The organism is Luteibaculum oceani (genome assembly GCF_007995015.1).
GTDB classification, from domain to species: domain Bacteria; phylum Bacteroidota; class Bacteroidia; order Flavobacteriales_D; family Luteibaculaceae; genus Luteibaculum; species Luteibaculum oceani.
Window position 1 is genome coordinate 189,195 of sequence record NZ_VORB01000001.1, and the last position, 21,743, is coordinate 210,937.

General features: G+C 40.4%; 24 protein-coding genes. 18 read left to right on the forward strand and 6 right to left on the reverse strand.

The genetic code is table 11. From position 1 onward, the window contains the following. Positions 1-22 precede the first annotated feature (22 nt). The 7 genes from lepA to purD all read left to right on the forward strand — a co-directional run bounded on the left by lepA (position 23) and on the right by purD (position 8,074). Complete coding sequence (gene lepA, locus FRX97_RS00780) at positions 23-1,810, forward strand: translation elongation factor 4 (protein ID WP_147012380.1); 1,788 nt, start codon at positions 23-25, stop codon at positions 1,808-1,810. 84 nt (positions 1,811-1,894) lie between these two features. Continuing rightward, complete coding sequence (locus FRX97_RS00785; protein ID WP_147012382.1) at positions 1,895-2,362, forward strand: RNA polymerase sigma factor; 468 nt, start codon at positions 1,895-1,897, stop codon at positions 2,360-2,362. Next, positions 2,359-3,468: a hypothetical protein gene (locus FRX97_RS00790; RefSeq protein WP_147012384.1), complete on the forward strand. Its 1,110-nt coding sequence runs from the start codon at positions 2,359-2,361 to the stop codon at positions 3,466-3,468. Before FRX97_RS00785 ends, FRX97_RS00790 begins: the two co-directional genes overlap by 4 nt. Positions 3,469-3,509: 41 nt before the next feature. Then, a complete protein-coding gene (locus tag FRX97_RS00795; RefSeq protein ID WP_147012386.1) occupies positions 3,510-4,355 on the forward strand; it encodes a porin family protein in 846 nt (281 codons plus the stop codon). Positions 4,356-4,415: 60 nt separating this feature from the next. After that, positions 4,416-5,957 carry an acyl-CoA carboxylase subunit beta gene (locus tag FRX97_RS00800; protein ID WP_147012388.1) on the forward strand — a complete coding sequence of 514 codons (1,542 nt, stop codon included), beginning with the start codon at positions 4,416-4,418 and terminating at the stop codon, positions 5,955-5,957. An 87-nt stretch (positions 5,958-6,044) separates the two neighbouring features. After that, complete coding sequence (locus FRX97_RS00805) at positions 6,045-6,671, forward strand: thioredoxin family protein (RefSeq protein WP_147012390.1); 627 nt, start codon at positions 6,045-6,047, stop codon at positions 6,669-6,671. A gap of 110 nt (positions 6,672-6,781) precedes the next feature. Further along, positions 6,782-8,074 (forward strand): phosphoribosylamine--glycine ligase, encoded by a 1,293-nt coding sequence (purD, locus tag FRX97_RS00810; RefSeq protein WP_147012392.1) that lies wholly within the window; start codon positions 6,782-6,784, stop codon positions 8,072-8,074. On the opposite strand, the gene FRX97_RS00815 is transcribed toward purD, so the two are convergent. Further along, positions 8,067-8,258, reverse strand: coding sequence for a hypothetical protein (locus FRX97_RS00815; RefSeq protein ID WP_147012393.1), 192 nt, complete (start codon positions 8,256-8,258; stop codon positions 8,067-8,069). The two genes, purD and FRX97_RS00815, sit on opposite strands and share 8 nt — an antisense overlap. 53 nt (positions 8,259-8,311) lie before the next feature. Between FRX97_RS00815 and FRX97_RS00820 the strand changes: the two genes are divergently transcribed. Genes FRX97_RS00820 through rluF form a run of 6 tightly spaced genes read left to right on the forward strand, consistent with a single transcriptional unit; the run spans position 8,312 to position 12,570 of the window. Next, positions 8,312-9,280 carry a hypothetical protein gene (locus tag FRX97_RS00820; RefSeq protein ID WP_147012395.1) on the forward strand — a complete coding sequence of 323 codons (969 nt, stop codon included), beginning with the start codon at positions 8,312-8,314 and terminating at the stop codon, positions 9,278-9,280. 30 nt (positions 9,281-9,310) lie between these two features. Further along, positions 9,311-10,003 carry a phosphoribosylformylglycinamidine synthase I gene (gene purQ, locus FRX97_RS00825; protein ID WP_147012397.1) on the forward strand — a complete coding sequence of 231 codons (693 nt, stop codon included), beginning with the start codon at positions 9,311-9,313 and terminating at the stop codon, positions 10,001-10,003. 3 nt (positions 10,004-10,006) lie between these two features. Then, positions 10,007-10,423: an acyl-CoA thioesterase gene (locus tag FRX97_RS00830; protein WP_147012399.1), complete on the forward strand. Its 417-nt coding sequence runs from the start codon at positions 10,007-10,009 to the stop codon at positions 10,421-10,423. A 3-nt stretch (positions 10,424-10,426) separates the two neighbouring features. Next, positions 10,427-11,071 carry a PAQR family membrane homeostasis protein TrhA gene (gene trhA, locus FRX97_RS00835; protein WP_147012401.1) on the forward strand — a complete coding sequence of 215 codons (645 nt, stop codon included), beginning with the start codon at positions 10,427-10,429 and terminating at the stop codon, positions 11,069-11,071. Positions 11,072-11,080: 9 nt separating this feature from the next. Beyond that, positions 11,081-11,833, forward strand: a complete 753-nt coding sequence (locus FRX97_RS00840) for a DUF6503 family protein (protein ID WP_147012403.1) — start codon at positions 11,081-11,083, stop codon at positions 11,831-11,833. Between the two features lie 14 nt (positions 11,834-11,847). After that, positions 11,848-12,570 (forward strand): 23S rRNA pseudouridine(2604) synthase RluF, encoded by a 723-nt coding sequence (gene rluF, locus FRX97_RS00845; protein WP_147012405.1) that lies wholly within the window; start codon positions 11,848-11,850, stop codon positions 12,568-12,570. Here rluF and nadD read toward each other — a convergent pair whose 3' ends face one another. From nadD to FRX97_RS00870, 5 genes are read right to left on the reverse strand one after another with little or no spacing between them, the layout of a single operon-like run. Then, on the reverse strand, positions 12,571-13,155 hold the full coding sequence (nadD, locus tag FRX97_RS00850; protein WP_147012407.1) for a nicotinate (nicotinamide) nucleotide adenylyltransferase: 585 nt from the start codon (positions 13,153-13,155) through the stop codon (positions 12,571-12,573). It lies immediately after the preceding gene. After that, positions 13,152-13,718, reverse strand: a complete 567-nt coding sequence (gmk, locus tag FRX97_RS00855; RefSeq protein ID WP_147012409.1) for a guanylate kinase — start codon at positions 13,716-13,718, stop codon at positions 13,152-13,154. The genes nadD and gmk overlap by 4 nt, the downstream gene beginning before the upstream one ends. After that, a complete protein-coding gene (locus FRX97_RS00860) occupies positions 13,718-14,587 on the reverse strand; it encodes a YicC/YloC family endoribonuclease (RefSeq protein ID WP_147012411.1) in 870 nt (289 codons plus the stop codon). The genes gmk and FRX97_RS00860 overlap by 1 nt, the downstream gene beginning before the upstream one ends. A gap of 33 nt (positions 14,588-14,620) precedes the next feature. After that, positions 14,621-15,541 carry a DMT family transporter gene (locus tag FRX97_RS00865; RefSeq protein WP_147012413.1) on the reverse strand — a complete coding sequence of 307 codons (921 nt, stop codon included), beginning with the start codon at positions 15,539-15,541 and terminating at the stop codon, positions 14,621-14,623. Next, positions 15,531-15,890: an arsenate reductase family protein gene (locus FRX97_RS00870; RefSeq protein ID WP_147012415.1), complete on the reverse strand. Its 360-nt coding sequence runs from the start codon at positions 15,888-15,890 to the stop codon at positions 15,531-15,533. The genes FRX97_RS00865 and FRX97_RS00870 overlap by 11 nt, the downstream gene beginning before the upstream one ends. A gap of 55 nt (positions 15,891-15,945) precedes the next feature. Here FRX97_RS00870 and FRX97_RS00875 point away from each other — a divergent pair, with 55 nt between their 5' ends. From FRX97_RS00875 to FRX97_RS00895, 5 genes are all read left to right on the forward strand, one after another. After that, on the forward strand, positions 15,946-17,127 hold the full coding sequence (locus tag FRX97_RS00875) for a lysylphosphatidylglycerol synthase transmembrane domain-containing protein (RefSeq protein ID WP_147012417.1): 1,182 nt from the start codon (positions 15,946-15,948) through the stop codon (positions 17,125-17,127). Between the two features lie 30 nt (positions 17,128-17,157). Beyond that, the gene (locus FRX97_RS00880; protein ID WP_147012419.1) at positions 17,158-18,312 is read left to right on the forward strand and encodes a trans-sulfuration enzyme family protein; all 1,155 of its coding nucleotides are present in this window, start codon (positions 17,158-17,160) and stop codon (positions 18,310-18,312) included. Beyond that, positions 18,309-19,007, forward strand: a complete 699-nt coding sequence (locus tag FRX97_RS00885; protein WP_147012421.1) for a potassium channel family protein — start codon at positions 18,309-18,311, stop codon at positions 19,005-19,007. The genes FRX97_RS00880 and FRX97_RS00885 overlap by 4 nt, the downstream gene beginning before the upstream one ends. A 165-nt stretch (positions 19,008-19,172) precedes the next feature. Continuing rightward, complete coding sequence (locus tag FRX97_RS00890) at positions 19,173-20,291, forward strand: hypothetical protein (RefSeq protein WP_147012423.1); 1,119 nt, start codon at positions 19,173-19,175, stop codon at positions 20,289-20,291. After that, positions 20,288-21,724: a T9SS type A sorting domain-containing protein gene (locus FRX97_RS00895; protein ID WP_147012425.1), complete on the forward strand. Its 1,437-nt coding sequence runs from the start codon at positions 20,288-20,290 to the stop codon at positions 21,722-21,724. The genes FRX97_RS00890 and FRX97_RS00895 overlap by 4 nt, the downstream gene beginning before the upstream one ends. Positions 21,725-21,743: the final 19 nt, after the last annotated feature.

A 21,743-nucleotide genomic window follows, 5' to 3' on the forward strand; every position in this document is an offset into this window, starting at 1 on the left:
AGACGCGGGGAAAAATTAGTACATGAAAAACATTCGTAATTTCTGCATTATCGCACACATCGATCACGGGAAAAGTACACTTGCCGATCGATTGTTGCAAGAGACCAAAACCATCTCTGATCGAGAACTTAAGGAGCAAACCTTAGACGATATGGATCTGGAGCGTGAGCGTGGTATCACCATTAAAAGTCACGCCATCCAAATGCAGTACAACCACGAAGGAACCGATTACACCCTAAACTTAATCGACACCCCAGGCCACGTGGATTTTTCATACGAGGTTTCTCGTTCCATCGCCGCCTGCGAAGGAGCTCTTTTAATTGTTGATGCCACCCAAGGTATTGAGGCCCAAACGATCTCTAACCTTTACCTGGCACTAGAGCACGACCTAGAAATTATTCCCGTTTTAAATAAAATGGATCTTCCTTCTGCAAGCCCAGAAGAAGTTAGCGACCAGATTATTGAATTGATTGGTTGCGAACAGGAAGACATTATTCCCGCCAGTGGTAAAACTGGAATGGGAGTTCAAGATGTATTGGCGGCCATCATTAAGAAAATCCCAGCTCCAAAAGGAGATCCTGAAGCACCTTTACAAGCCCTAATTTTCGATTCTGTTTTTAACTCTTTCCGTGGAATTATTGCCTACATCAGAATTAAAAATGGTACCCTTAAAAAAGGTCAGAAAGTGAAATTCGTGAACACCGGTAGGACATATGATGCCGACGAAATAGGTGTACTCGGGTTGGGAATGAAAGAGACCAAGGAAATTGGTTGCGGAAATGTGGGGTACATCATTTCGGGAATTAAAGAAGCTAAAGAGGTTAAAGTAGGGGACACCGTTACCTTGGTAGAAAACCCTTGCTCTGCAGCCATTAAAGGTTTCGAAGATGTAAAACCCATGGTATTTGCCGGAATATACCCCGTAGATACCGATGAATATGAGGAGCTGCGTTTTTGCTTGGAAAAACTCCAACTAAACGATGCCTCTCTAACTTTTGAACCCGAATCATCTGCCGCATTAGGTTTCGGGTTCCGTTGTGGATTCTTGGGAATGCTCCACATGGAGATTATCCAAGAAAGACTGGAGCGCGAGCACAATATGACCGTGATAACTACGGTACCCAATGTAAGCTACATTGCTACAATGAATGATGGGGAAGTGCGTACGGTAAATAACCCATCGGAAATGCCTTCGCCTAACAAATTAGACTTCATAGAAGAACCATACATAAAGGCACAAATCATTACCAAATCTGAATTTACTGGATCGGTAATGAATCTATGTATCGATAAACGAGGAGAACTTACCAACCAGGTATATTTAACCAGCGACAGAGTAGAGCTCTCTTTCGAAATGCCCCTTTCGGAAATCGTTTTTGATTTTTACGATAAGCTAAAGTCAATTTCTAGGGGATACGCTTCTTTCGACTACTATCCAATCGGATACAAAAAATCCGACCTTATAAAGATGGATATGCTATTAAATGGTGATCAAGTAGATGCGCTATCGGCATTGATTCACCGCGATCGTGCTTTTGAATTAGGAAAGAAAATTTGCACCAAGCTGCGCGAACTTATTCCTAGACAGCAATTCGAAATTGCTATCCAGGCTTCCATTGGAGCAAAAATCATTGCTCGCGAAACGGTTAAGGCCTTGAGAAAAGATGTAACTGCCAAGTGTTATGGTGGGGATATTTCTCGTAAAAGAAAGCTGTTAGAAAAACAGAAAGAAGGTAAAAAGCGTATGCGCCAGGTGGGACGAGTAGAGATTCCACAAGAAGCCTTCCTTACCGTACTTAAACTAGATTAACACTTAAATTTTGAAAAGTAAACCGCCCACAACTTTGGGCGGTTTCTTTATTCTATATATTCATCCCAAACTTTTGGGCCTTTTATGGTTTTAGCAGAGTATAATCAGTGTGTAGATGCATATGCCGACAAGGCTTACCGGTTCGCATTAAAATTATGTGGGAACCGAGAAATGGCATCAAACGTGGTTAAAGCTGCTTTTGCCCATTTATGGAGTATCAAGGAAGGCTTGGCTCCCAAAGAGGTTAAAAAAACCTTGTTTAAAACCTGCTACAGCCAATTGGTGTTAAAACGGGTTGGAGAATCTAACTCCTCTGCGGTAAATACCTCCACCCCACCCGATGGGAATTCATTGACCTATCTTGTAGATAAGGGTTTGGGAAATTTACCCGCCAAACAAAAGGCCATTCTAATGCTTCGCGATTACGAAGGATTTAGCTACGAGGAAATATCCATGATCACCGAAATGGATATAATTCAGGTGAAGTCGCTTATGTATCGCTCGCGTAAAGCACTTAAAAGTTACATCGTAAAAAACAGGTTCTCGGTATGATGATCTCCAGAGAAAATATCGAAGCCTATATCCTCGATTTCCAAGAAGGAAGACTCAATGCCGAGCAACGCATGCAGGTAGAGCATTTCTTGAGAGAAAATCGCGATCTAAATTACCATCTTCAGGAACCTCTTCCGGATGTTAAACCCTTAAAAACCATACAATACCCCGATAGAATGGAGTTGTATGGCCAAAGGATGCAACGACTGGAAAAAGAAGGCAAAGCTCCCACTCCTGTTTTTGTTCCCGGTGATCAAGAAGAGAAAAGAAGATCTGCCCAAAGAGCCAAGCCTTTAAACCAGGCAAAACAAGCTCCCACACCTGAAGAATTAACCGCTACTGAAAAGCCGAAAAAGCATTGGGTTAAAAAGACTAAGAAGAGAAGAATAAAGCCAGCCAAAGTTTTAATCGCCATACTTGTTGTAATGTTTCTGGCGACCCTGGTTGCTTTTTTCCCAGAGATTCAAAGTTTTGCTAATGGAATCCAGAGCAAAAATCCGAATGTTCCAGCGAGCTATAAATCTCGAACTACACAACCCGTAGATTATAAATTGGTGGAGTTAAAACAGATTATGGAAATGGAACGCAGAAATGCCTTTTTCATCAATCTTACTCAGGAGGTAGACCAAGAACCAGGATTGCGTTTGGACGATAATTACGCTACCATGGTTTTAAAAGACTCCAAAAAAGAGGTGGAGGCCATAAAAGCAAAAACGGCTGAAAAAAAAAATACCAACGTAAGTAAGCCCACTCCAAAACCAGTAAAAAAACAAAGCACTGCTACACCACGTCGTGCAACCCGACCAGTGGTAAAAGAAAAAATTACTACCCTTCCCCCGAAACCCATAATTGTGGTGGAAGACCCTCTACCCAATTCCGTTTCGGATTCCATTTCCCTGCCTGAAGTGCAAATTCTTGGCGACAAAAAAACAATACAACAAATTATTGTAGAACCAACGTCTAACAAGAGATTTAGAAATACCGTATTGGAAGTGCTGGATGGAATTGGCGGTAAAAAAGTTATTTACGAAAGAAGACCAGATGGAAGTTACAGATTTGTTATGGAGCTCCCCTTTGTAACCATTGATAGGACTATAACAGACTGATTTGGCACGGATTTGGTAAAGCAATACAAAACTCAATTGCTATGAAAAAGATTTACGCATTATTTATTGTCGCCTGTTTCATAGGGCCCCTTACCCAAGCACAAGGCAAAAACGACAACAAAGTAGATACTACCTTAATCCAAATTGGTGAGCGCACTCAGGTCATTTACATTAGAGATAAGGAACCGGTAAGAGAAGAAGCCTATTTCCGCGAAACGGTAGAAGGAGATATTTTAATTGGTCAAACCTCAAAAGGCAGAAAAAAGAGAACCAGCTTTTTTACCGGAATAGACCTTGGAATTAATTTCATGGCTTCTGGAGGTAACACGTCTGTACCTGGAGCTACCGAATGGCAAACGGAACCTGGAAAATCACTCTATTGGGCACTTAACCTGGCCAAAAAAGAATTTAACATTACCGGAAACCAATATTTCATGGTTGGTTTAGGATTAAATTACCGCTCTTTCACCCCAACCGATTTTTATGATATTTCGGTAACCAGAGATACCACACAATTGGTACCTACTAGTAAATTAAACCCTCACAAGAACAAATTAAGAAGTACTTATATCCAAATTCCAACGCTTTTTAGCTTTAACACTAGCAGAGATTTGGATAGAAACTTTCATATTTCTGCCGGTCTTATTACCAACTTACGAATTGGAGCTGTTTACAAACAGAAATACAGGCTGAACGGAAATTTCCAAAAGGATAAAACCAGAGACGACTTTAACCTGTCTCCTATCCTATTCGACGCAACGGTGCGCGTAGGTTTTAGCTCTTTCACCCTATTTGCAACCTACGCTTTAACCCCTTTATTCGAAGACGGTGCAACACAGGCTACATTGCAGCCATTTGCCGTGGGAATTCAGATTCTAGGTTTTTAACCAATCTGTACGCTTTCAGTACGCCGCATTTTCTAACTTAGCCGATCTAAAATTTACTCTATGCAGAATAAATTCGATAGGCTAGATAGCATGATCTCCGAGGCCAAATTAGGTGGAGGAGAAAAAAGAATAAAGGCACAACACGACAAAGGAAAATTAACCGCTAGAGAGCGTATACACTTTTTACTCGACGAAGGTAGCTTCGAAGAGATCGGACAACTTGTAACACACCGCTCTACCAATTTCGGTTTAGACAACCAGAAATTTTTAGGAGACGGAGTAGTAACCGGATATGGTAAAATTGAGGGAAGATTAGTTTATGTATTCTCTCAAGATTTTACCGTTTTGGGAGGATCTTTAGCTGAGGCCCACGCAGAAAAAATCTGCAAAATCATGGACCTTGCTCTTAAAAATGGTGCTCCGGTTATCGGGTTAAATGATTCGGGAGGAGCGCGTATTCAAGAGGGGGTTGTTTCTCTTGGTGGATATGCCGACATCTTTTATCGCAACACCATAGCAAGTGGGGTTATCCCTCAACTTTCCGCCATTATGGGACCTTGCGCCGGGGGAGCCGTTTATAGCCCTGCCCTTACCGATTTCATCTACATGGTGGATGGAACTTCGTACATGTTTGTTACTGGTCCAAACGTAGTTAAAACGGTAACCCATGAGGAGGTAACTTCTGAGGAACTGGGTGGAGCCCAGACCCATGCATCCAAATCAGGTGTTACGCACTTTGCTTGCCAAAACGAACTCGATTGCATCCAACGATTGAGAAAAACTTTGAGCTACATTCCTCAGAACTGTGAGGAACAGCCACCGGCATTGGACTACACTCCAGGAAATGAAATGCGACCAAAGCTGGATGAAATTATTCCTGAATCGCCTAACCAACCCTACGATATCCGAGATGTCATCAATCAAACCATTGATGACAATAGTTTCTTTGAGGTACACGAAGATTTCGCTGCTAACATTGTAGTTGGATTCGGTCGCCTAGGAGGAAAAAGTATAGGAATTGTTGCCAACCAACCGGCGTACTTAGCAGGTGTATTAGATATTAATGCAAGTAACAAGGCAGCTCGCTTTGTTCGCTTCTGCGACTCTTTCAATATTCCACTACTAGTTTTCGAAGATGTACCAGGATTTTTACCAGGAACAGATCAGGAGTGGAATGCAATTATTACCAATGGTGCTAAGTTGCTTTATGCTTTCTGTGAAGCTACCGTACCAAGAATTACGGTAATTACCAGAAAAGCATACGGTGGAGCCTACGATGTAATGAACTCCAAGCACATTGGTGCCGACATGAATTTTGCTTGGCCTAGTGCAGAGATTGCGGTTATGGGAGCCAAGGGAGCAGCGGAAATTATCTTTAAAAAGGAAATTAAATCCGCCGACAACCCAACGGAAAAATGGCAAGAAAAAGAAGCGGAGTACGCTGAATTATTTGCCCATCCATACAACGCGGCAGCTCGTGGTTACATCGATGAAGTAATTAAGCCACATCAGACCCGCGAAAAATTAATTCGCGCTTTTGATATGCTTAAAAATAAGGTGGCGGAATTACCTAAAAAGAAACACGGAAATATCCCATTATAGGAAAGTTAGGATGCTGCATTATTAGTCTATTTTAACGTCAAGTAGCCGAGAATAATCAGTACTTTTCAGTTGGTAAATACCAAGATCATGAAAAAAATACTCATTGCTGTAATCATCTTAACTGCCACAATAATCGCTGGATTTGCGTTAAAGGGGCCTCTCAATATTGAGACCATTGCTATTGGTAGCAAAGCTCCTTTGAGTGAACATCCGCTTACCTACCCAGATTCTGAGCGAAGTGAAACACTAGCATCTCTTAACCAGGAAAATGGCTTATTGGTTGTATTTAGCTGTAACACTTGTCCGTTCGTTGTGGCTTGGGAGGATAGATATAACGACCTACATGAATTGGCAAAATCTAATAATGTTGGAATGGTATTGGTAAACAGCAACGAAGCTAAAAGAGCAGGAGATGATGCGCCAGATGCCATGATTGCTCACGCAAGAAAGCTTGGTTATACCATGCCTTATTTAATAGATGACAACCACAACCTAGCCGATGCTTTTGGAGCAAAAACTACTCCTCATGTATTCTTATTTAACAAGAACTTAGAGTTGGTTTACGAAGGAGCAATTGACGATAATTACAAATCTGCAAAAGACGTTAAGCAAAGCTATTGCGCAGATGCGATCAAAGAAATGGCTGCAGGTAAAAAGGTGTCTACTCCAACTAGCCCAGCTAAAGGATGTAGTATTAAGCGCGTTAAAGCGTAAACGCTGGATATAAATTATTAGAAAATCCACTTCAAATCGAGGTGGATTTTTTTGTTTTCGGGCTTATTCCGAATAGAATTATTTTTTTTGCAAAAAGTTTTTTCAACGATATGAATGTACTGGTGTTAGGTTCGGGTGGTAGAGAGCATACCATCGCTCATAAAATTGCCCAGAGCTCACTTTTAGATCAATTATATGTTGCACCAGGAAATGCTGGTACAGCCCAGATTGCAACCAATTTAAATATTAAAGAAACCGATTTCCAAGCGGTTAAAAAAGCGGTTCTAGACCATAACATTTCTCTTGTAGTGGTGGGTCCTGAAGCTCCTTTAGTGGCTGGTATTAGCGACTTTTTTGCGGCGGATAAAGATTTGAGCCACGTTAATATTTTGGGCCCCAAAAAAGCGGGAGCCATCTTAGAGGGTTCTAAGGATTTTTCTAAAGCTTTTATGAAGCGCCACAATATCCCTACGGCTGCTTACCAAACTTTTGGGGAGTCGGAATTATTGGCAGCATACAAGTTTTTAGACCAGTTAAAAGCTCCTTATGTTCTTAAAGCAGATGGTTTAGCTGCTGGAAAAGGGGTGCTTATTCTCGATAGTAAAGAAGAAGCCAAAGCGGCATTAAAAGAAATGCTTGAGGATAAAAAATTCGGAGAAGCATCTGCCAAGGTGGTTATTGAAGAATTTTTATCGGGAATTGAGCTGAGTGTTTTTGTTTTAACGGACGGAAAAAATTACCGAATTCTTCCCGAAGCAAAAGATTACAAACGAATAGGAGAAGGCGACACCGGACTTAATACTGGTGGAATGGGTGCCGTATCTCCAGTAAAATTTGCCGATAGAGTCTTTATGGAAAAGGTGGAAAACAATATTGTTATTCCTACCATCAAAGGCCTACAAAAAGAAGATATTGAGTACTGTGGATTTATCTTCATCGGATTGATGAACGTAAATGGAGATCCATATGTAATAGAATACAACTGTAGAATGGGTGATCCAGAGACGGAGGTGGTTATCCCAAGAATCCAATCGGATCTTTTAGTAATGTTCGACTCGGTATTTGATGGAACCTTATCTGAGGCAGATTTAGCGGTAGATCCAAGAACGGCTACAACGGTAATCGCCGTTTCAGGAGGATATCCTGAAGCCTATGAAAAAGGTAAAAAGATAGTTGGACTAGAAGAAGCTTCTAACAAAGACAAATCCGAAGAGCTTTTAGTATTCCATGCTGGAACAAAACTCGATGGGGAAGACGTACTTACCAATGGAGGTAGAGTATTGGCCTTTACCAGCCTAGGGGCGGATATGGAAAAAGCCCTGCAAGGAAGTTACAAGGCTTTAAACAAAGTTTGTTTCGACGGTATTTACTACCGAAAAGATATTGGGCAGGATCTTATTTAAGCTGCTGCGGATTTTCTTTTGCCTTTTTGTTGTAGTCGGCTTGCATTTTCATCCAAACACCAAATCCTATAAATCCAAGGATAATAAACAGGTTGTTTGGAATGTTGCCAGCTGGCTCAACAAAAGTTTCGAAAGTCCAAACTAAAAAATCCCCAATCGACTCTAAGATATCCTGAAGTTTCATCGTCTCAATTTTTTGGCAAATTTAGCAGAACTCAAGAATTAGAATCAAATTAAATGGCTTATTCCGCATTTAAAAAGCTTCATCCGGCATATATTCTGTTCTCAGCGGGCTTAGTTTTGTTGTTTTTTATTGCGGCAGGATTCATTCCAACTGACATTTCAGATAACGCATTCCCCTCATTGCTAGCGTTTTACGTAAAATCAAAAGCGTGGGGATTAAGCTTTGGGCTGCTCGTATCTCTGGGGACTGCCTATTTGATGATGTACCTGCTAAATGTTCACAATATTTTTAAGCCCAAAACTTTTTTACCCTTTACCTTTTTTGGGTTGGCATTGGCTTTATTTCCCTCCAACCTATACCTCAACAGCCTTTTGGTTAGTAATGCCCTATTTCTATTGTGCATTAATAAAATGCTTTATCTGGCTACTGGTAAGGGGGGGAACCACCATACATTTGAAGCTTCTTTTTTCTTAGGACTTGCCAGTTTATTTTATTGGCCCGCCATATTTACCCTTCCAGTAGTTTTATTGGCTACCATTATTTCAGGACTTTTTAATGTAAAGTCTTTTTTCTCCTGGTTATTGGGATTTATTTTTCCTTGGGCCTTTGCCAGAGCCATCTACTTTCTATTCGAGCTCGATTTTAACTTCGCCTTTTCCTGGCAAGCACCAGATTTAGTGGTTTTCTTTAAAAATAAAGTAGCGCTGTACAACATTATCTACGTGCTCCTTTCTCTCATCATTGGGCTGTTTTTCTATTTCAAATCCTTAGAAAAAAACACCGTTGAAGTCCGCAACCAAAAGCGAATTGTTGGCTTATCGAGTTTGGTTTGGATACTTTCGGCCTGGTGCGTGTTTGCAACGCCTGTAAACGGCGGGTTGTTTTTTGTAATGTTAGCACCTATTTTGGCCTTCCTCATATCCACCTTTTTATACCACGCAACTTGGAAACCGGTGGTGTTAGCCCACCTAATTATTACCATTGCGCTATTAATTCACAATTACGCATACTTAATTGCCTAAAAACTTGGCGCTTAATATTACCTTTGTACCATGAAATTTGGAGTTGTTACTTTTCCGGGATCGAATTGCGATCAAGATTTACTTTACACTTTTGGTGAAATCCTTGGCCAAAGAGTGGTTCCACTATGGCACAAAGATCACGACCTAAAGGGATGTGATTTTATTCTTTTACCAGGAGGTTTCTCTTATGGAGATTACCTTAGATCGGGATCTATTGCTAAGTTTTCTCCCATCATGACCGAGGTAATTAAGCATGCTAATGACGGTGGATACGTGTTTGGAATTTGCAACGGTTTCCAAATTTTATGTGAGAGTGGATTATTAGAAGGAGCACTTCTTCACAACAATAGCAATCGCTTTATCTGCGATAACGTTTACATAAAAGCCATAAGCAAATCTTGCATCGTAAGTGCGAAAGCTACAAGCAAGGAAAGCATTTTAGCTCCTATCGCCCACGGAGAAGGAAGATTTTATGCTTCTGACGACGTAATTAAATCGCTTGAGGACAACGATCAAATTACCTTCAAATACTGTGACCGAGACGGTAAAATTACCGAAGCTGTTAACCCTAACGGATCGGTTAAGAACATTGCAGGTATCACTAATAAAACCAAAAATGTTTTTGGAATGATGCCTCACCCAGAGCGCTCTGCTTCTAATATTTTAGGAAGCAAAGACGGTCTTGCGGTTTTCGAGGGGATTGTAGAAAAGGCGTTAGCCTAATCCATGCGATTAAAGCTCAATTTACCTGAAACCCTACCCTTTTCCACCCAACTAAAAGTTAGGGTTGGCGATCTTAATTATGGCGATCACCTTGCCAATGATAGACTTTTGGGTTTATTGCATCAAGCTAGATTAGATTTGATCCCCCAACTTGGGGCAAATTCAGAAATAGACTTTTTTGGAACGTCTCTCATAATGGGAGATGTTGCCATCAATTTTAAATCCGAGGCCTTTCTAAATGAATTACTCACCGTAGAAATGGCCATTGCGGATATTACGCGAGTTTCCTTTGACATCCTATACCGAGTTACTTGCGAAAACCGACTGGTTGCCGAGGCTAAAACTGGGATGGTTTGTTTTAATTACCAAGAGAAAAAAGTGGTTTCAGTACCAACTGAACTTCACGAGAAAATATCATAAACCGTGCGACAAAAGAAAGTTCTTACCTGGTATGATAAAAGGGAGGAACAACTCAATATCTGGAGCCACGCACTAGGAGCTTTATTGAGTTTGGTAGCTTGCTTTTTACTCATCGCAAAAGCTCAAACCAAACCTAGTATTCAGCTGGCGTCGGTGGTCATTTACAGCATTAGCATGTTGCTGCTCTACCTAGCGTCTACCCTATACCATAGTGCCAAAACCGACCGGCGGAGGCGGGTATTAAATATCGTTGACCACGCCGCAATTTACCTACTAATCGCTGGTACGTACACCCCATTTTGTCTTATACCCCTAATGGAAAAAGGAGGTATTTCTTTATTGATTATTGTGTGGTCCATTGCACTGGTTGGGGTGGTATTAAAACTGTTTTTCACCGGTCGATTCAACCTCCTCTCCACCCTGCTATATGTTGCCATGGGATGGCTGGTGGTGTTTCGCTTTTCGGATTTAATGGAATCTCTTTCTAATGGTGCCCTATACACTTTGGGTGCTGGGGGATTAGCCTATACGCTCGGAGCAGTGCTGTATAGTATTAGGAAACTCCCCTATAATCACGCCATTTTTCACTTTTTTGTGCTCTTAGGTTCTGCATTCCATTTTAGCTGTATCTATCTTTACCTCTTGTAAATAGCCTTTATGCTGCATAGATTCTTAAACATATTTATACTTGCTATTGCTGTAATCTCCTGTGATGCACCCAATACATCGAAGGCGTTAAGCGCAGAGGACATCATTTCAAAATCCTATCAATTTACAGGCTGCGATAGCCTAGTTGAGGGAAGGCAATCTTTTACCTTTAGAAAAAAGGATTTTACCATCACCCGAACAGGAGGAGTTTACCAATACCAGAGACTCTCTAGAGATAGTTCTGGAAACTATTTACTTGACCGTTTAAACAACTCCGGTTTTAAAAGGTGGATAAACGATACGCTGATTCCGTTGGATAGTGCCTCCCAAAACAAGCTCGCAAATCAGGTAAATTCTGTAGTTTATTTTGCTTTTCTCCCCTTACTCCTGAAAGATCCAGCGGTGCGATTAAAAAAGTTAGGGAGCTCCGAAATCAATGGAACAAATTACCATAAGATTCAAGTAAGCTTTAGCGAAGAAGATGGTGGAGAAGATTTCGAAGATGTGTTTTTATATTTCTTCGATAGCCAAGATTTTAGTCTAGATTACCTTGCCTACCAATACTACACTGGAAAAGGGGGCATACGATTTAGAAAAGCGATTAATCCCCGCAGAATAAACGGTGTTTTGGTTCAGGATTATGAAAATTACAAGCCAAGAAACCTAGAAAGCACCCATTTTTACGAAATAGAAAAATATTTTCTCAATAATGACTTGGAATTGCTCTCGCTCATCCAATTAGAAAATGTATCCATAAATTAGATCTTGCATTAGGCATGTCTGAAACTAGAGTTAATAAATATTTAAGTGAAATTGGATTTTGCTCTCGGAGAGCGGCCGACAAGCTTATAGAACAAGGAAGAATAACCATAAACGGCGAAATCCCAGAAATGGGAACCAAGGTTAAACCTGGAGATGTTGTTCGGGTAGATGGGCAAATTGCTAGCCCTCCGAAACAGCATAAGCACGTTTACATTGCCCTTAACAAACCGCAGGGTATTGTTTGTACCACAGACACCAAACGCGAAAAAGATAATATTATCGACTTTGTGAATCATCCACAACGGATATTCCCTATCGGACGTTTAGACAAACCCAGTGAAGGCCTTATTCTTCTTACCAACGACGGTGATATTGTAAACAAAATCCTTCGCGCCCGTAATAACCACGAAAAGGAATACGTGGTATCCACCTATCAGCCGCTTCGCCCAGATTTTGTAGAGAAAATGAGCAATGGAGTGCCTATTTTGGGAACCGTAACACGAAAGTGTGAAGTAGAACAAATAGGTGAATCTCGATTTAGAATTGTTTTAACCCAGGGATTAAACCGACAGATTCGCAGAATGTGTGAGCATTTAGGCTATCAAGTACGCCGACTTAAGCGCATTCGAATTATGAATATTAAGTTAGATGTAGATCCTGGGCAATGGCGCGACCTTACCGAAGCGGAGCTAAACGAGCTCAATCGCCTGCTCTCCGACTCCAAGAAAACAATCTAACTAACGGTAAAAATTAGAGTCCTTTAAAAAGGAGTAAACCTTATCAGGCAACATATATCGACATTCTTTACCCTCCGAAATTTGCTTTCGAATAAAGGAAGATGAAATTTCTATGCGCGGAGCCTCACAACGAATAAGATGCGCTTTGGCTAAAAATTCATTAGATTTTTCCTTTTGATTATCCGTATGTCGCGGGTAATAAATAATGGGGTGATGCTTTATAATTTCATCGCTTTTATGCCACTTGTGCAGAGTATTTAAATTGTCTTCTCCCAAAGTGAGATAAAAGGAATAGCTTGGATACTTCTCTTTTAGGTAGGCGAGCGTTATTGCCGTGTATGAAGGTTTTGGAAGCGAAAATTCTATGTCAGAAACTCGAAGATTATCGTCGTCCTCTATAGCCAAATTAACCATCTCTAAACGCGTGTAATCGTCGAGCAGATTGGCTTGTTTTTTATGGGGATTTTGAGGTGAAAGCACAAACCATAATTGATCTACCTCGGTATTTTGACGCACAAAATCGGCGAGCATTAAATGCCCCATGTGTATGGGATTAAAACTTCCGAAAAACAGCGCTACTTTCATTTTAAAAACACAGATACATGATCTTCAGCCTCATCTAAGGCGCGTTCTAATACATCGTTTAAAAGAACGATATCAAATTTTTTATGGAACTCTAACTCCTGTGCAGCCTTGGCAACACGCATTTCAACCTTTTCTTGGGTTTCCGTTCCTCTACCCAGCAATCGCTCTCTAAGAGCATCAACGGATGGTGGCATTACAAAGAAAGACTTTGCCTGGTCTCCAAAGTACTTTTTAAGGTTTACCCCTCCCTTTACATCCACATCAAAAATCACGCATTTCCCGGCTTCCCATATGCGATCTATCTCCGCTTTAAGGGTACCATAATAGGTACCTGCATATACCTCTTCCCACTCAATAAACTCGTCGTTCTTTATTTTTTCCTCGAACTCCTCGGTGCTCAAAAAGTAGTAATCCTCTCCATGCGTTTCGTTGGCTCTTGGTTCTCTATTGGTTGCCGAAATGGAGAAAGACATGCGCTCTGAAAATCTTCCAATTAAGTAGCGCACTATAGTGGTTTTACCCGCTCCCGAAGGCGCTGAAAATATGATGCACTTCTTATCCATTACAACACGTTCAATACTTGTTCTTTAATCTTCTCAAGATCGTCTTTCATCAATACCACTAGCTTTTGAATTTCGGCATCGTTTGCCTTAGAACCCATGGTATTTATCTCGCGTCCCATTTCTTGGCAAATAAATCCAAGCTTTCTACCACAATGCTCTTCCTCTTGCATGGTCGCCTCGAAATAGCTTAAATGATTTTCTAATCGAACCTCTTCCTCGCTGATATCCAACTTCTCTAGGTAATAAATTAGCTCTTGCTCAAACCTATTTTCATCCACCCCAGTTTGAAGTGTATTTATGGCATCGCGCAATTTGCTTATCACCTTCTCTTTGCGCTCTGGTAGGCGCTCTTTAACCAGCTTTGCATTGGTTCGGATATCGCTTAAGCGCTTAAGGAAATCATTTTGGAGCGCTGCTCCCTCTTGCCCCCTAAATTCTTGCAAGTGTTTACAGGCATCGGCAACAAGCTCTAAAACTACCTTCCACTCTTCGCCGCTTAGTTCGTTTTGCTTAGATTTAAAAGCATCTGGTAATGACAACAAATGGGGTAAAAGAGCGGTTGTTCCGTCTTTTAGATCAGCTCCCAATTCCTGCAGTTGCTTGTAATAACCAGCTAAAACAGCCGTATTAAGCTCAACTCTGGCGTCGGTTTTCTGGCTTTCTTCAATAACTATAAAACATTCCACCTTACCTCTATTGAGCTGCTCGGAAACAATGTTTCTTAACTCTATTTCCTTTTCCTTATAAAGAGAGGGAATCTTAGAATGAAAATCGAAGTTTTTGCTGTTTAGAGACCTTAGTTCCACCCTAATTTTCTTGTCGCCAAAAAAACCTGAAGCTTTCCCAAAGCCCGTCATTGATTGTAACATAGAAAGCGCGTTTTGCTTTGCCGGCAAAGGTAATTATTTAAGTGCCGGTTTTCGTTTGGATTTAATGGTTACCATAAACACTCCCGCGAAGATTAATAGCGCGTACAGCATTTTTTCAAGGGTGAGATCGGTATAGTCTTCCACCCAACCCATATAGGCGGCAAAATACGCGATAGCCGTGGCAAAAAATGGTTGCATGTAAATAAAGCTACCTGTAACGGTTGGGCTTACATGTTTTAACGATGCTGCGTTTATTAAATACACGATAAAAGTGGTGGCTATTACCACATACACCAAGGCCCACCATTGATTTGCGGTTAGTGCCACCCAATTAATTTCCATAAACTGGTTCCACCCAACGGGCAACACAAAAACCAATCCGAATAAGAACACATGTCCTATAACCTTTAATGCCCCATACTTTTTCATAAGTGGAGTAACCAATACCAAGTAGGTGGCATAAGAAGCGGCATTAATAAATACCAAGCTATCTCCCAGGACAGATGAAACAATATTTTTTCCCGAGTCTTTTGCCAAAATGAGCAGGATGGCTCCCGTAGCCCCCATCACAATTCCCAGAACCCTTCTAGGTATTAGCTTTTCTTTTAAAATTATGGCCGCCAACAAAAGAACCAAAAATGGCCCGGAGGTCATGAGAATAGAGGCATTAATGGGGGAAGTAAGACTTAAGCCATTGAAAAACAACAATTGATTGGCCGCCACCCCGAAAAATCCGCAAACTATAGCTCGCGGAACGTCTTTTTTATCAATAAATCCTTGCTTTAGGATGAGATTAAGCAACCAGAACAGGATAACCGAAACCCCTACGCGTATAACGATGAACCCCGATGGCCCAACCACATCGGGCATAAGGCCTTTAGCGATAATGTAATTAGCCCCGTAAATAAGGTTAACTACAAATAACCCCAATATGGATAATTGCCTACTGCTCATTCGCTAGCTTTTCGGCAACAGCCTCGACTGTTTTCTTGGCATTTCCAATAAATATCTCATTATCGATTATAAAGACGGGGCGCTTTAGAAAAGTGTATTCGTCTAAAATCAATTGCTTGTAATCTTGCTCACCAAGTTGCTTATCCTTAAGTCCCATAGACTTATATTTCATAGCTCTACGGCTAAAAAGGGCCTCGTAAGATCCTGCCAACTTAGCCATTTGCTCTAGCTCTTGCTCGGAGATGGATTCCGTTTTAATTTCTCGTTGCCGAAAATCCTTGGATAAGTTGAGTTCTTTTATAATTTTCGCACAAGTGCTGCATGTGCCTAAATGGTATACAATTCGCATAGAAAGCATTATAGTTCCACCCCAAAAGTAGTAATTTAGCCTCCTTGGCATTTGCATGGATAAGCAAGAAGCAGACATTAGAAAAAAATTAAGCCTAAAGAGGATCATAATTCCCTTAATTATTGGTCTGCTTGCCGCAGGTTGGATGCTATACCAAAGCTTTAACGAGCCCACCTTTGTACCCGATAATTTGGGTAGTTATATATGGGTAGATGGCAACGATAATGGTTTGGTCGACTCCCATGATTTTGAAGATTTTAGGTTGGCCCTTCCCGAGGAGGTAGCCACGCATAAATTGGCAACCAACCAAGAAATACTTAGCAACACCACCTTCAATTATCAATCGGTACTATGGTTATTGGTAGCGCTATTAATGGTGGTTTGTCGGGATTTTGGCTACATGTATCGCCTGCGCATCTTATCGCATGGTGACATATCGTGGCGCAACTGTTTCGATAGTATAATGCTGTGGGAATTTGCCTCAGCTATCACTCCTTCGGTTGTGGGAGGATCTGGAGTGGCTATTTACATCCTAAATAGAGAAGGTATTTCGGTAGGGCGGTCTACATCTATTGTAATGACCACCGCTTTGCTCGATGAACTTTTCTACATTATAATGGTGCCAGTAATTATTCTCCTTATTGGAACCTCGCAGCTATTTCCAGTTGAACTGCAAAAAGAAATTTTGGGAATAACCTTTGGAACGGAAGGTATTTTCTGGGTAGGATACGGGTTTATCATTTGCCTTACCCTGGGTATTTTAATTGGAATATTCATTGCGCCAAGAGCCTTAAAATATTGGTTGCTCCGAATTTTTAATCTGCGCTTTTTAAGAAAATGGAGGTATAAGATTATTCAGATTGGAAACGACATCATGAATACTTCCAATATCCTTAAAGACGAAAAGCCTGTTTTTTGGATCAAAGCCTTTTTGGCCACTTTTTTATCGTGGACCGCAAGATATTGGGTGGTTAACTTCTTATTACTGGCATTCACACCCGTAGGGAACCATTTGCTGGTTTACGGTAGGCAATTGGTTATGTGGGTTATCATGCTTATTTCGCCAACGCCCGGTGGTAGCGGAGTAGCAGAACTAGCATTTTCGGGCTTTTTGGCAGAATTTTCTCCCCTGGGTCTAGCTGCACTAATGGCCTTTTTATGGAGGATTTTCACCTATTATCCCTATTTGTTTTTAGGGGCAATTATACTCCCCAGGTGGTTTGCTAAAACCTCTTGATTGGGAGTGAAAACTCATTTTTATAAGCACATGAGCACATACAAATTTGGCACCAAAGCAATACATAGTGGCGTGGACCCTGATCCAACAACGGGAGCTATCATGACACCCATTTACCAAACCTCAACTTACGTGCAAGAGGAAATTGGTAGTCATAAAGGCTACCAGTATTCCAGAATACAAAACCCTACCCGCACGGCTTTGGAAAAAAGTTTGGCTACAGTAGAAAATGGGAAATACGCCTCTTGTTTAGGCAGTGGAATGGCGGCCACCGACTTGGTAATGCGCATGTTAAAACCAGGAGACGAGGTAATTGCTATAAATGGACTCTACGGTGGATCGTATAGAATATTTAAAACCGTATACGAACCCCTTGGGATTAAATTTCATTTTGATCCTATGGTAGAATTAGATTCCATTGCACAACGTATAAATGCTAACACCAGGTTATTGTGGTTGGAAACACCAACCAATCCTTTGCTTCAAATTATTGACCTACAGGCCATTTGCAGCTTAGCTAAAAAGCACGGAATAATGGTGGCGGTAGACAACACTTTTGCCTCCCCTTATTTACAAAACCCGCTGGATTTGGGAGCGGATATCGTTATGCATTCGGTTACCAAATATTTGGCAGGACACTCTGATGTTATTATGGGAGCCTTGATAACCAACTCCGAGGAAATTGCCGAAGAAATTCAGCGATTAAGAACTACAACGGGCGCTGTTCCCGGGCCTCAGGATTGCTTTTTAGTGCTAAGAGGTATAAAAACCCTCCACCTCAGAATGCGTCAGCATTGTATAAATGCTAAAGCCATTGCAGAATATTTAAATGCCCATCCCAAAGTAGAAAAAGTAAATTGGCCCGGACTCCCGGATCACCCAAATCATGAAGTTGCCAAAAAACAAATGCGCGATTTTGGTGGGATGCTATCCTTTAGTTTGGTGGGAGATCGTATGGAAGATGCCAAAACAATATTAAATAACTGCAAGCTTTTCTGTTTGGCAGAATCGCTGGGCGGCGTAGAATCCTTATCCAGCCATCCAGCCACTATGTCGCATGCCGCATTGCCGAAAGAAGAGCGGTTAAAAACCGGAATTGTAGACTCATTAATTCGACTTTCAGTTGGAGTTGAAGATGCCGAGGACTTATTAAAAGATTTAGACAACGCACTAAGTAAAATATGAAAAGGGGAAGAAGGTTTGCCGTAATAGGCGTGGGAAGATATGGAGCTACGATAGGCCGAAAGCTAGCTGCTAAGGGAGCTGAGGTTTATGCCATTGACTCAGACAAGGAAAAAATAGATGCCTTAAAGGACGATGTTTCCCTGGCGGTTACCTTAGATAGCACCGACATCAGGGCATTGGAGTCGCAAAACATACAAGATGTAGATGCCGCCATTATTGCCATTGGAGAAAATTTCCAAGCGGTAATATTAACTGCCCTAAACCTTTTGGAGCTACAAGTGCCAAGAGTGATTGCGAGATCTGGTTCTGCCAGCCAAAAGCTCATTTTGGAGAAAATTGGAGTAGAAGAAATTTTAACACCCGAAGATGAGGTAGCGGCATTGGTAACCGAACGCTTGATTAACCCGAGCGTACTATCCTTCTTAGAGTTACCCGACAACTACGAAATTGCGGAAATCAAAGCTCCTTCTTCTATCATTAACAAAACCATAGAGGAAATAGGGCTGAGAAATAAATACAGCCTAACCCTTATTACCATAAAACGCGAGACCAGAATTCAGCAGAAGGACCAAGAAATTTGCGAGCAGCACATTATTGGAGTTCCCCGATCTGAAACGATAGTTAAAGAAAACGACACAATAGTTGTATTTGGTACCTTAAAAGACGTTCAGAGATTTATTGAAATTAATGAGTAGGGGAAGAATAAAGTAAAATAGAATTCCAATATTTTATCACAGTTCATTTGGTTTATTTTCCAGAGTTTGAAAAATTCACTGATAAAATAAACTATATGAAAACATTAGTCTCCCCCCCCCATTTTTTTGTCCAAGGCAATAAGCAAGTATCTTAAGTTCACTCTCATGGTTTTCGCTGTGGTTTCCATGTCTTGTGAAAAGCCAACCTTGAAACCTGAAATTTCGGAAACTACAACTTCCTCAGAGCAGCATTTATCTACTGATCTGAAAGACTTAAATGAAAAACTACTTCGACTTTCGGAATCTGGATTTCATAAAAAAAATGGAAATTCTAACCAGAGCCATATAGATCATTCTATAATTGAGGTAGAGCAAATTGCTAATCTGGGACTTACCATATCAAAAAATATTCCAAACGGAGTCGTTAGAGTCCATAAAGATTTATATTACATATATCTAGATTCCAACCATCAGGTTACTGAAAAAGAAAAAATGCGATGGCTCGAATCCCAATTAAATTCGGCGCAAAATATTGCTAATCAACATGGAGAAGCCCTTATAACTATCGACATCGTGCGTCCAGAGCATGATAACATGTTCTACACAAATCACCCACCGGAAAAAAATAATCGGAAAAATGAACTTAATGTATACCCATATAGGCAGTTAATTATGTCCTACATATACACCTATAGGGTAGAGGATTTAGACCCCGACCTACCAGATGAACACCTTTGTAATTTTAAACATAAACGGAATTGGATAGATACACGCAAAAAAGTAGATGATGTTTGTAGAATTTGTCCTCCTATTTATGATTACACGGTTTATTATGACTGGCAAACCCAACATTTCCTGCCTAATAATTACAGCATTGCAGATTTTACAGCCGCTCAATTTGGAAGAGCAATTTCTAATAAAAACACCATAGATTTTTATAATCCTTGGTATACAGGTGCCAGACCATATTTACCTTACACATTAAGTGAGTATACAATTTGGACCCCCATGGCACAAGAATCTATTTGCAGGGATATACTTCAATTGTGGGAAGATGAAAGACCAAACTATACCCTAGATAAGGTTACCTATAAAAAGAATTTCACAAATTATGCCGGTGTGATTGTCTATGATTCCCGTGAAATTGATGTAGACGATCAGGAGGATCCTCATCATGGTAAAACCGGGTATTTTTTAGCAAGTTCCATGCTGTACCATGCGAATATGCCCAGAGACATTTTTTATCCAATTTTAAACCCAGAAATTCCACCGACTAAGATATGAGGCTACAGATCCTGATTTTAACGCTGATAACAATTACTCTGCATGGTCAGAATTTGAAAACCTATAACCCATTTAATGATGACTTAACCGGTTCCATTAGCACCTATTCATCGATCAATGGTTATTTCTTTGAAGAAAAAGTCTTGGGATCAGATTCGACTAGGATTTTTTCACTCGACCCTAATTTTCAAATTGCTAAAACACTAATCATTCCATTTCACGCAATTAAAAGTTTTGGCATTTCAAAGAATATTGGAGTGATTCATTACACGAAACAGAACAGCAGTTACATTGTAGATACTTATAACTCACAATTAGAGCAAGTTAGTAGTACATCCCTAGACTTAAAACTTCCTGACACTCTTTCATATGGCTTAAGAGGAGCTTTTTTCAACCCACAAGACAAAAATTTGTATTTAACCTTTCGTCATTTGGACAAGGTTAATTTCAATCACAAGTTATGGGTAGTGATCTTAAATGAAAATTTCGTTCATATTAAAACGGAGGAAATTTTAATTGAAAACACCCTTGATTATGCCGGAGAAATCTTTTCTAAAGACAGCATTATATACCTATTCGGGCGAGAACTAGCGGTACTAGATACTGAGTTAAAAGTTCTGTGGAAAACCACAACACCAGAAAATCAACCTGGTATAGTAAATGAAAGACCCGAAATAATAAATAATGACGCTCTAAACTCCGTTTGCTTTAGTGAAAATGGCGTTATAACCAATCGGCTTCAAATAGTGGATTCTGCGTATGTCTTGAATGGACAAATCAAAAGGGAGATTAGCTATAGAGATCTTATAAATAAGTATGATAAACACGGCAATAATATTCAGAGTAGGGCTAATAAGTTTCCTACAAATGAATACTTGAATATTTGGTTACCGAAGTTTGGACAATTTTCCAACAAGGCTCCCATTGTAGGTAGTCGAACAAATTTTGGTCAAAATCCTAAACAAAGTGATTTTGTATATGGGACTATTAATCTTGATAATTTAGAATATAAAGGTCTGAATTATTATGGTAAGCAAAACGAAACTTTTGAAACTATGGGTAATAGTTGGTTGCAAGAAAATTGTGAGTGGGTTATAACTAACCAAATCCAAGATATCCAATCCGGCGAGTCCATCGAAGATAGAGTCTATAAAGTTAATTGTCAATTTACCAATTTACAAAGGCCAGATAACAACAAAACTTTCTCCGTATATCCAATTCCATTTATAAACTCGCTTAAGGTAGAATTTCCAAGGTATTGGACAGGAAAAATTAGCTTAATGGATACTCAAGGGAAATTGGTTTATCAAGGAAACCTTAGCAATGTCAATTCAAGCAAAATAGATGTTAGCCAACTTGCGCCAGGTATTTATTTACTTAAAGCCCAAGACTGCTTTGGGAATGCGACTTCTCAAAGAGTCGTGAAAAAATAATTTATCTATAAAGAAAAGG

What these genes read in the sequence shown, in the direction of transcription:
- lepA (WP_147012380.1), top strand. Translation starts at nt 23, where the DNA reads ATGAAAAACATTCGTAATTTCTGCATTATCGCACACATCGATCACGGG.
- FRX97_RS00785 (WP_147012382.1), top strand. Translation starts at nt 1,895, where the DNA reads ATGGTTTTAGCAGAGTATAATCAGTGTGTAGATGCATATGCCGACAAG.
- FRX97_RS00790 (WP_147012384.1), top strand. Translation starts at nt 2,359, where the DNA reads ATGATGATCTCCAGAGAAAATATCGAAGCCTATATCCTCGATTTCCAA.
- FRX97_RS00795 (WP_147012386.1), top strand. Translation starts at nt 3,510, where the DNA reads ATGAAAAAGATTTACGCATTATTTATTGTCGCCTGTTTCATAGGGCCC.
- FRX97_RS00800 (WP_147012388.1), top strand. Translation starts at nt 4,416, where the DNA reads ATGCAGAATAAATTCGATAGGCTAGATAGCATGATCTCCGAGGCCAAA.
- FRX97_RS00805 (WP_147012390.1), top strand. Translation starts at nt 6,045, where the DNA reads ATGAAAAAAATACTCATTGCTGTAATCATCTTAACTGCCACAATAATC.
- purD (WP_147012392.1), top strand. Translation starts at nt 6,782, where the DNA reads ATGAATGTACTGGTGTTAGGTTCGGGTGGTAGAGAGCATACCATCGCT.
- FRX97_RS00815 (WP_147012393.1), bottom strand. Translation starts at nt 8,258, where the DNA reads ATGAAACTTCAGGATATCTTAGAGTCGATTGGGGATTTTTTAGTTTGG.
- FRX97_RS00820 (WP_147012395.1), top strand. Translation starts at nt 8,312, where the DNA reads ATGGCTTATTCCGCATTTAAAAAGCTTCATCCGGCATATATTCTGTTC.
- purQ (WP_147012397.1), top strand. Translation starts at nt 9,311, where the DNA reads ATGAAATTTGGAGTTGTTACTTTTCCGGGATCGAATTGCGATCAAGAT.
- FRX97_RS00830 (WP_147012399.1), top strand. Translation starts at nt 10,007, where the DNA reads ATGCGATTAAAGCTCAATTTACCTGAAACCCTACCCTTTTCCACCCAA.
- FRX97_RS00840 (WP_147012403.1), top strand. Translation starts at nt 11,081, where the DNA reads ATGCTGCATAGATTCTTAAACATATTTATACTTGCTATTGCTGTAATC.
- rluF (WP_147012405.1), top strand. Translation starts at nt 11,848, where the DNA reads ATGTCTGAAACTAGAGTTAATAAATATTTAAGTGAAATTGGATTTTGC.
- nadD (WP_147012407.1), bottom strand. Translation starts at nt 13,155, where the DNA reads ATGAAAGTAGCGCTGTTTTTCGGAAGTTTTAATCCCATACACATGGGG.
- gmk (WP_147012409.1), bottom strand. Translation starts at nt 13,718, where the DNA reads ATGGATAAGAAGTGCATCATATTTTCAGCGCCTTCGGGAGCGGGTAAA.
- FRX97_RS00860 (WP_147012411.1), bottom strand. Translation starts at nt 14,587, where the DNA reads ATGTTACAATCAATGACGGGCTTTGGGAAAGCTTCAGGTTTTTTTGGC.
- FRX97_RS00865 (WP_147012413.1), bottom strand. Translation starts at nt 15,541, where the DNA reads ATGAGCAGTAGGCAATTATCCATATTGGGGTTATTTGTAGTTAACCTT.
- FRX97_RS00870 (WP_147012415.1), bottom strand. Translation starts at nt 15,890, where the DNA reads ATGCGAATTGTATACCATTTAGGCACATGCAGCACTTGTGCGAAAATT.
- FRX97_RS00875 (WP_147012417.1), top strand. Translation starts at nt 15,946, where the DNA reads ATGGATAAGCAAGAAGCAGACATTAGAAAAAAATTAAGCCTAAAGAGG.
- FRX97_RS00880 (WP_147012419.1), top strand. Translation starts at nt 17,158, where the DNA reads ATGAGCACATACAAATTTGGCACCAAAGCAATACATAGTGGCGTGGAC.
- FRX97_RS00885 (WP_147012421.1), top strand. Translation starts at nt 18,309, where the DNA reads ATGAAAAGGGGAAGAAGGTTTGCCGTAATAGGCGTGGGAAGATATGGA.
- FRX97_RS00890 (WP_147012423.1), top strand. Translation starts at nt 19,173, where the DNA reads ATGGTTTTCGCTGTGGTTTCCATGTCTTGTGAAAAGCCAACCTTGAAA.
- FRX97_RS00895 (WP_147012425.1), top strand. Translation starts at nt 20,288, where the DNA reads ATGAGGCTACAGATCCTGATTTTAACGCTGATAACAATTACTCTGCAT.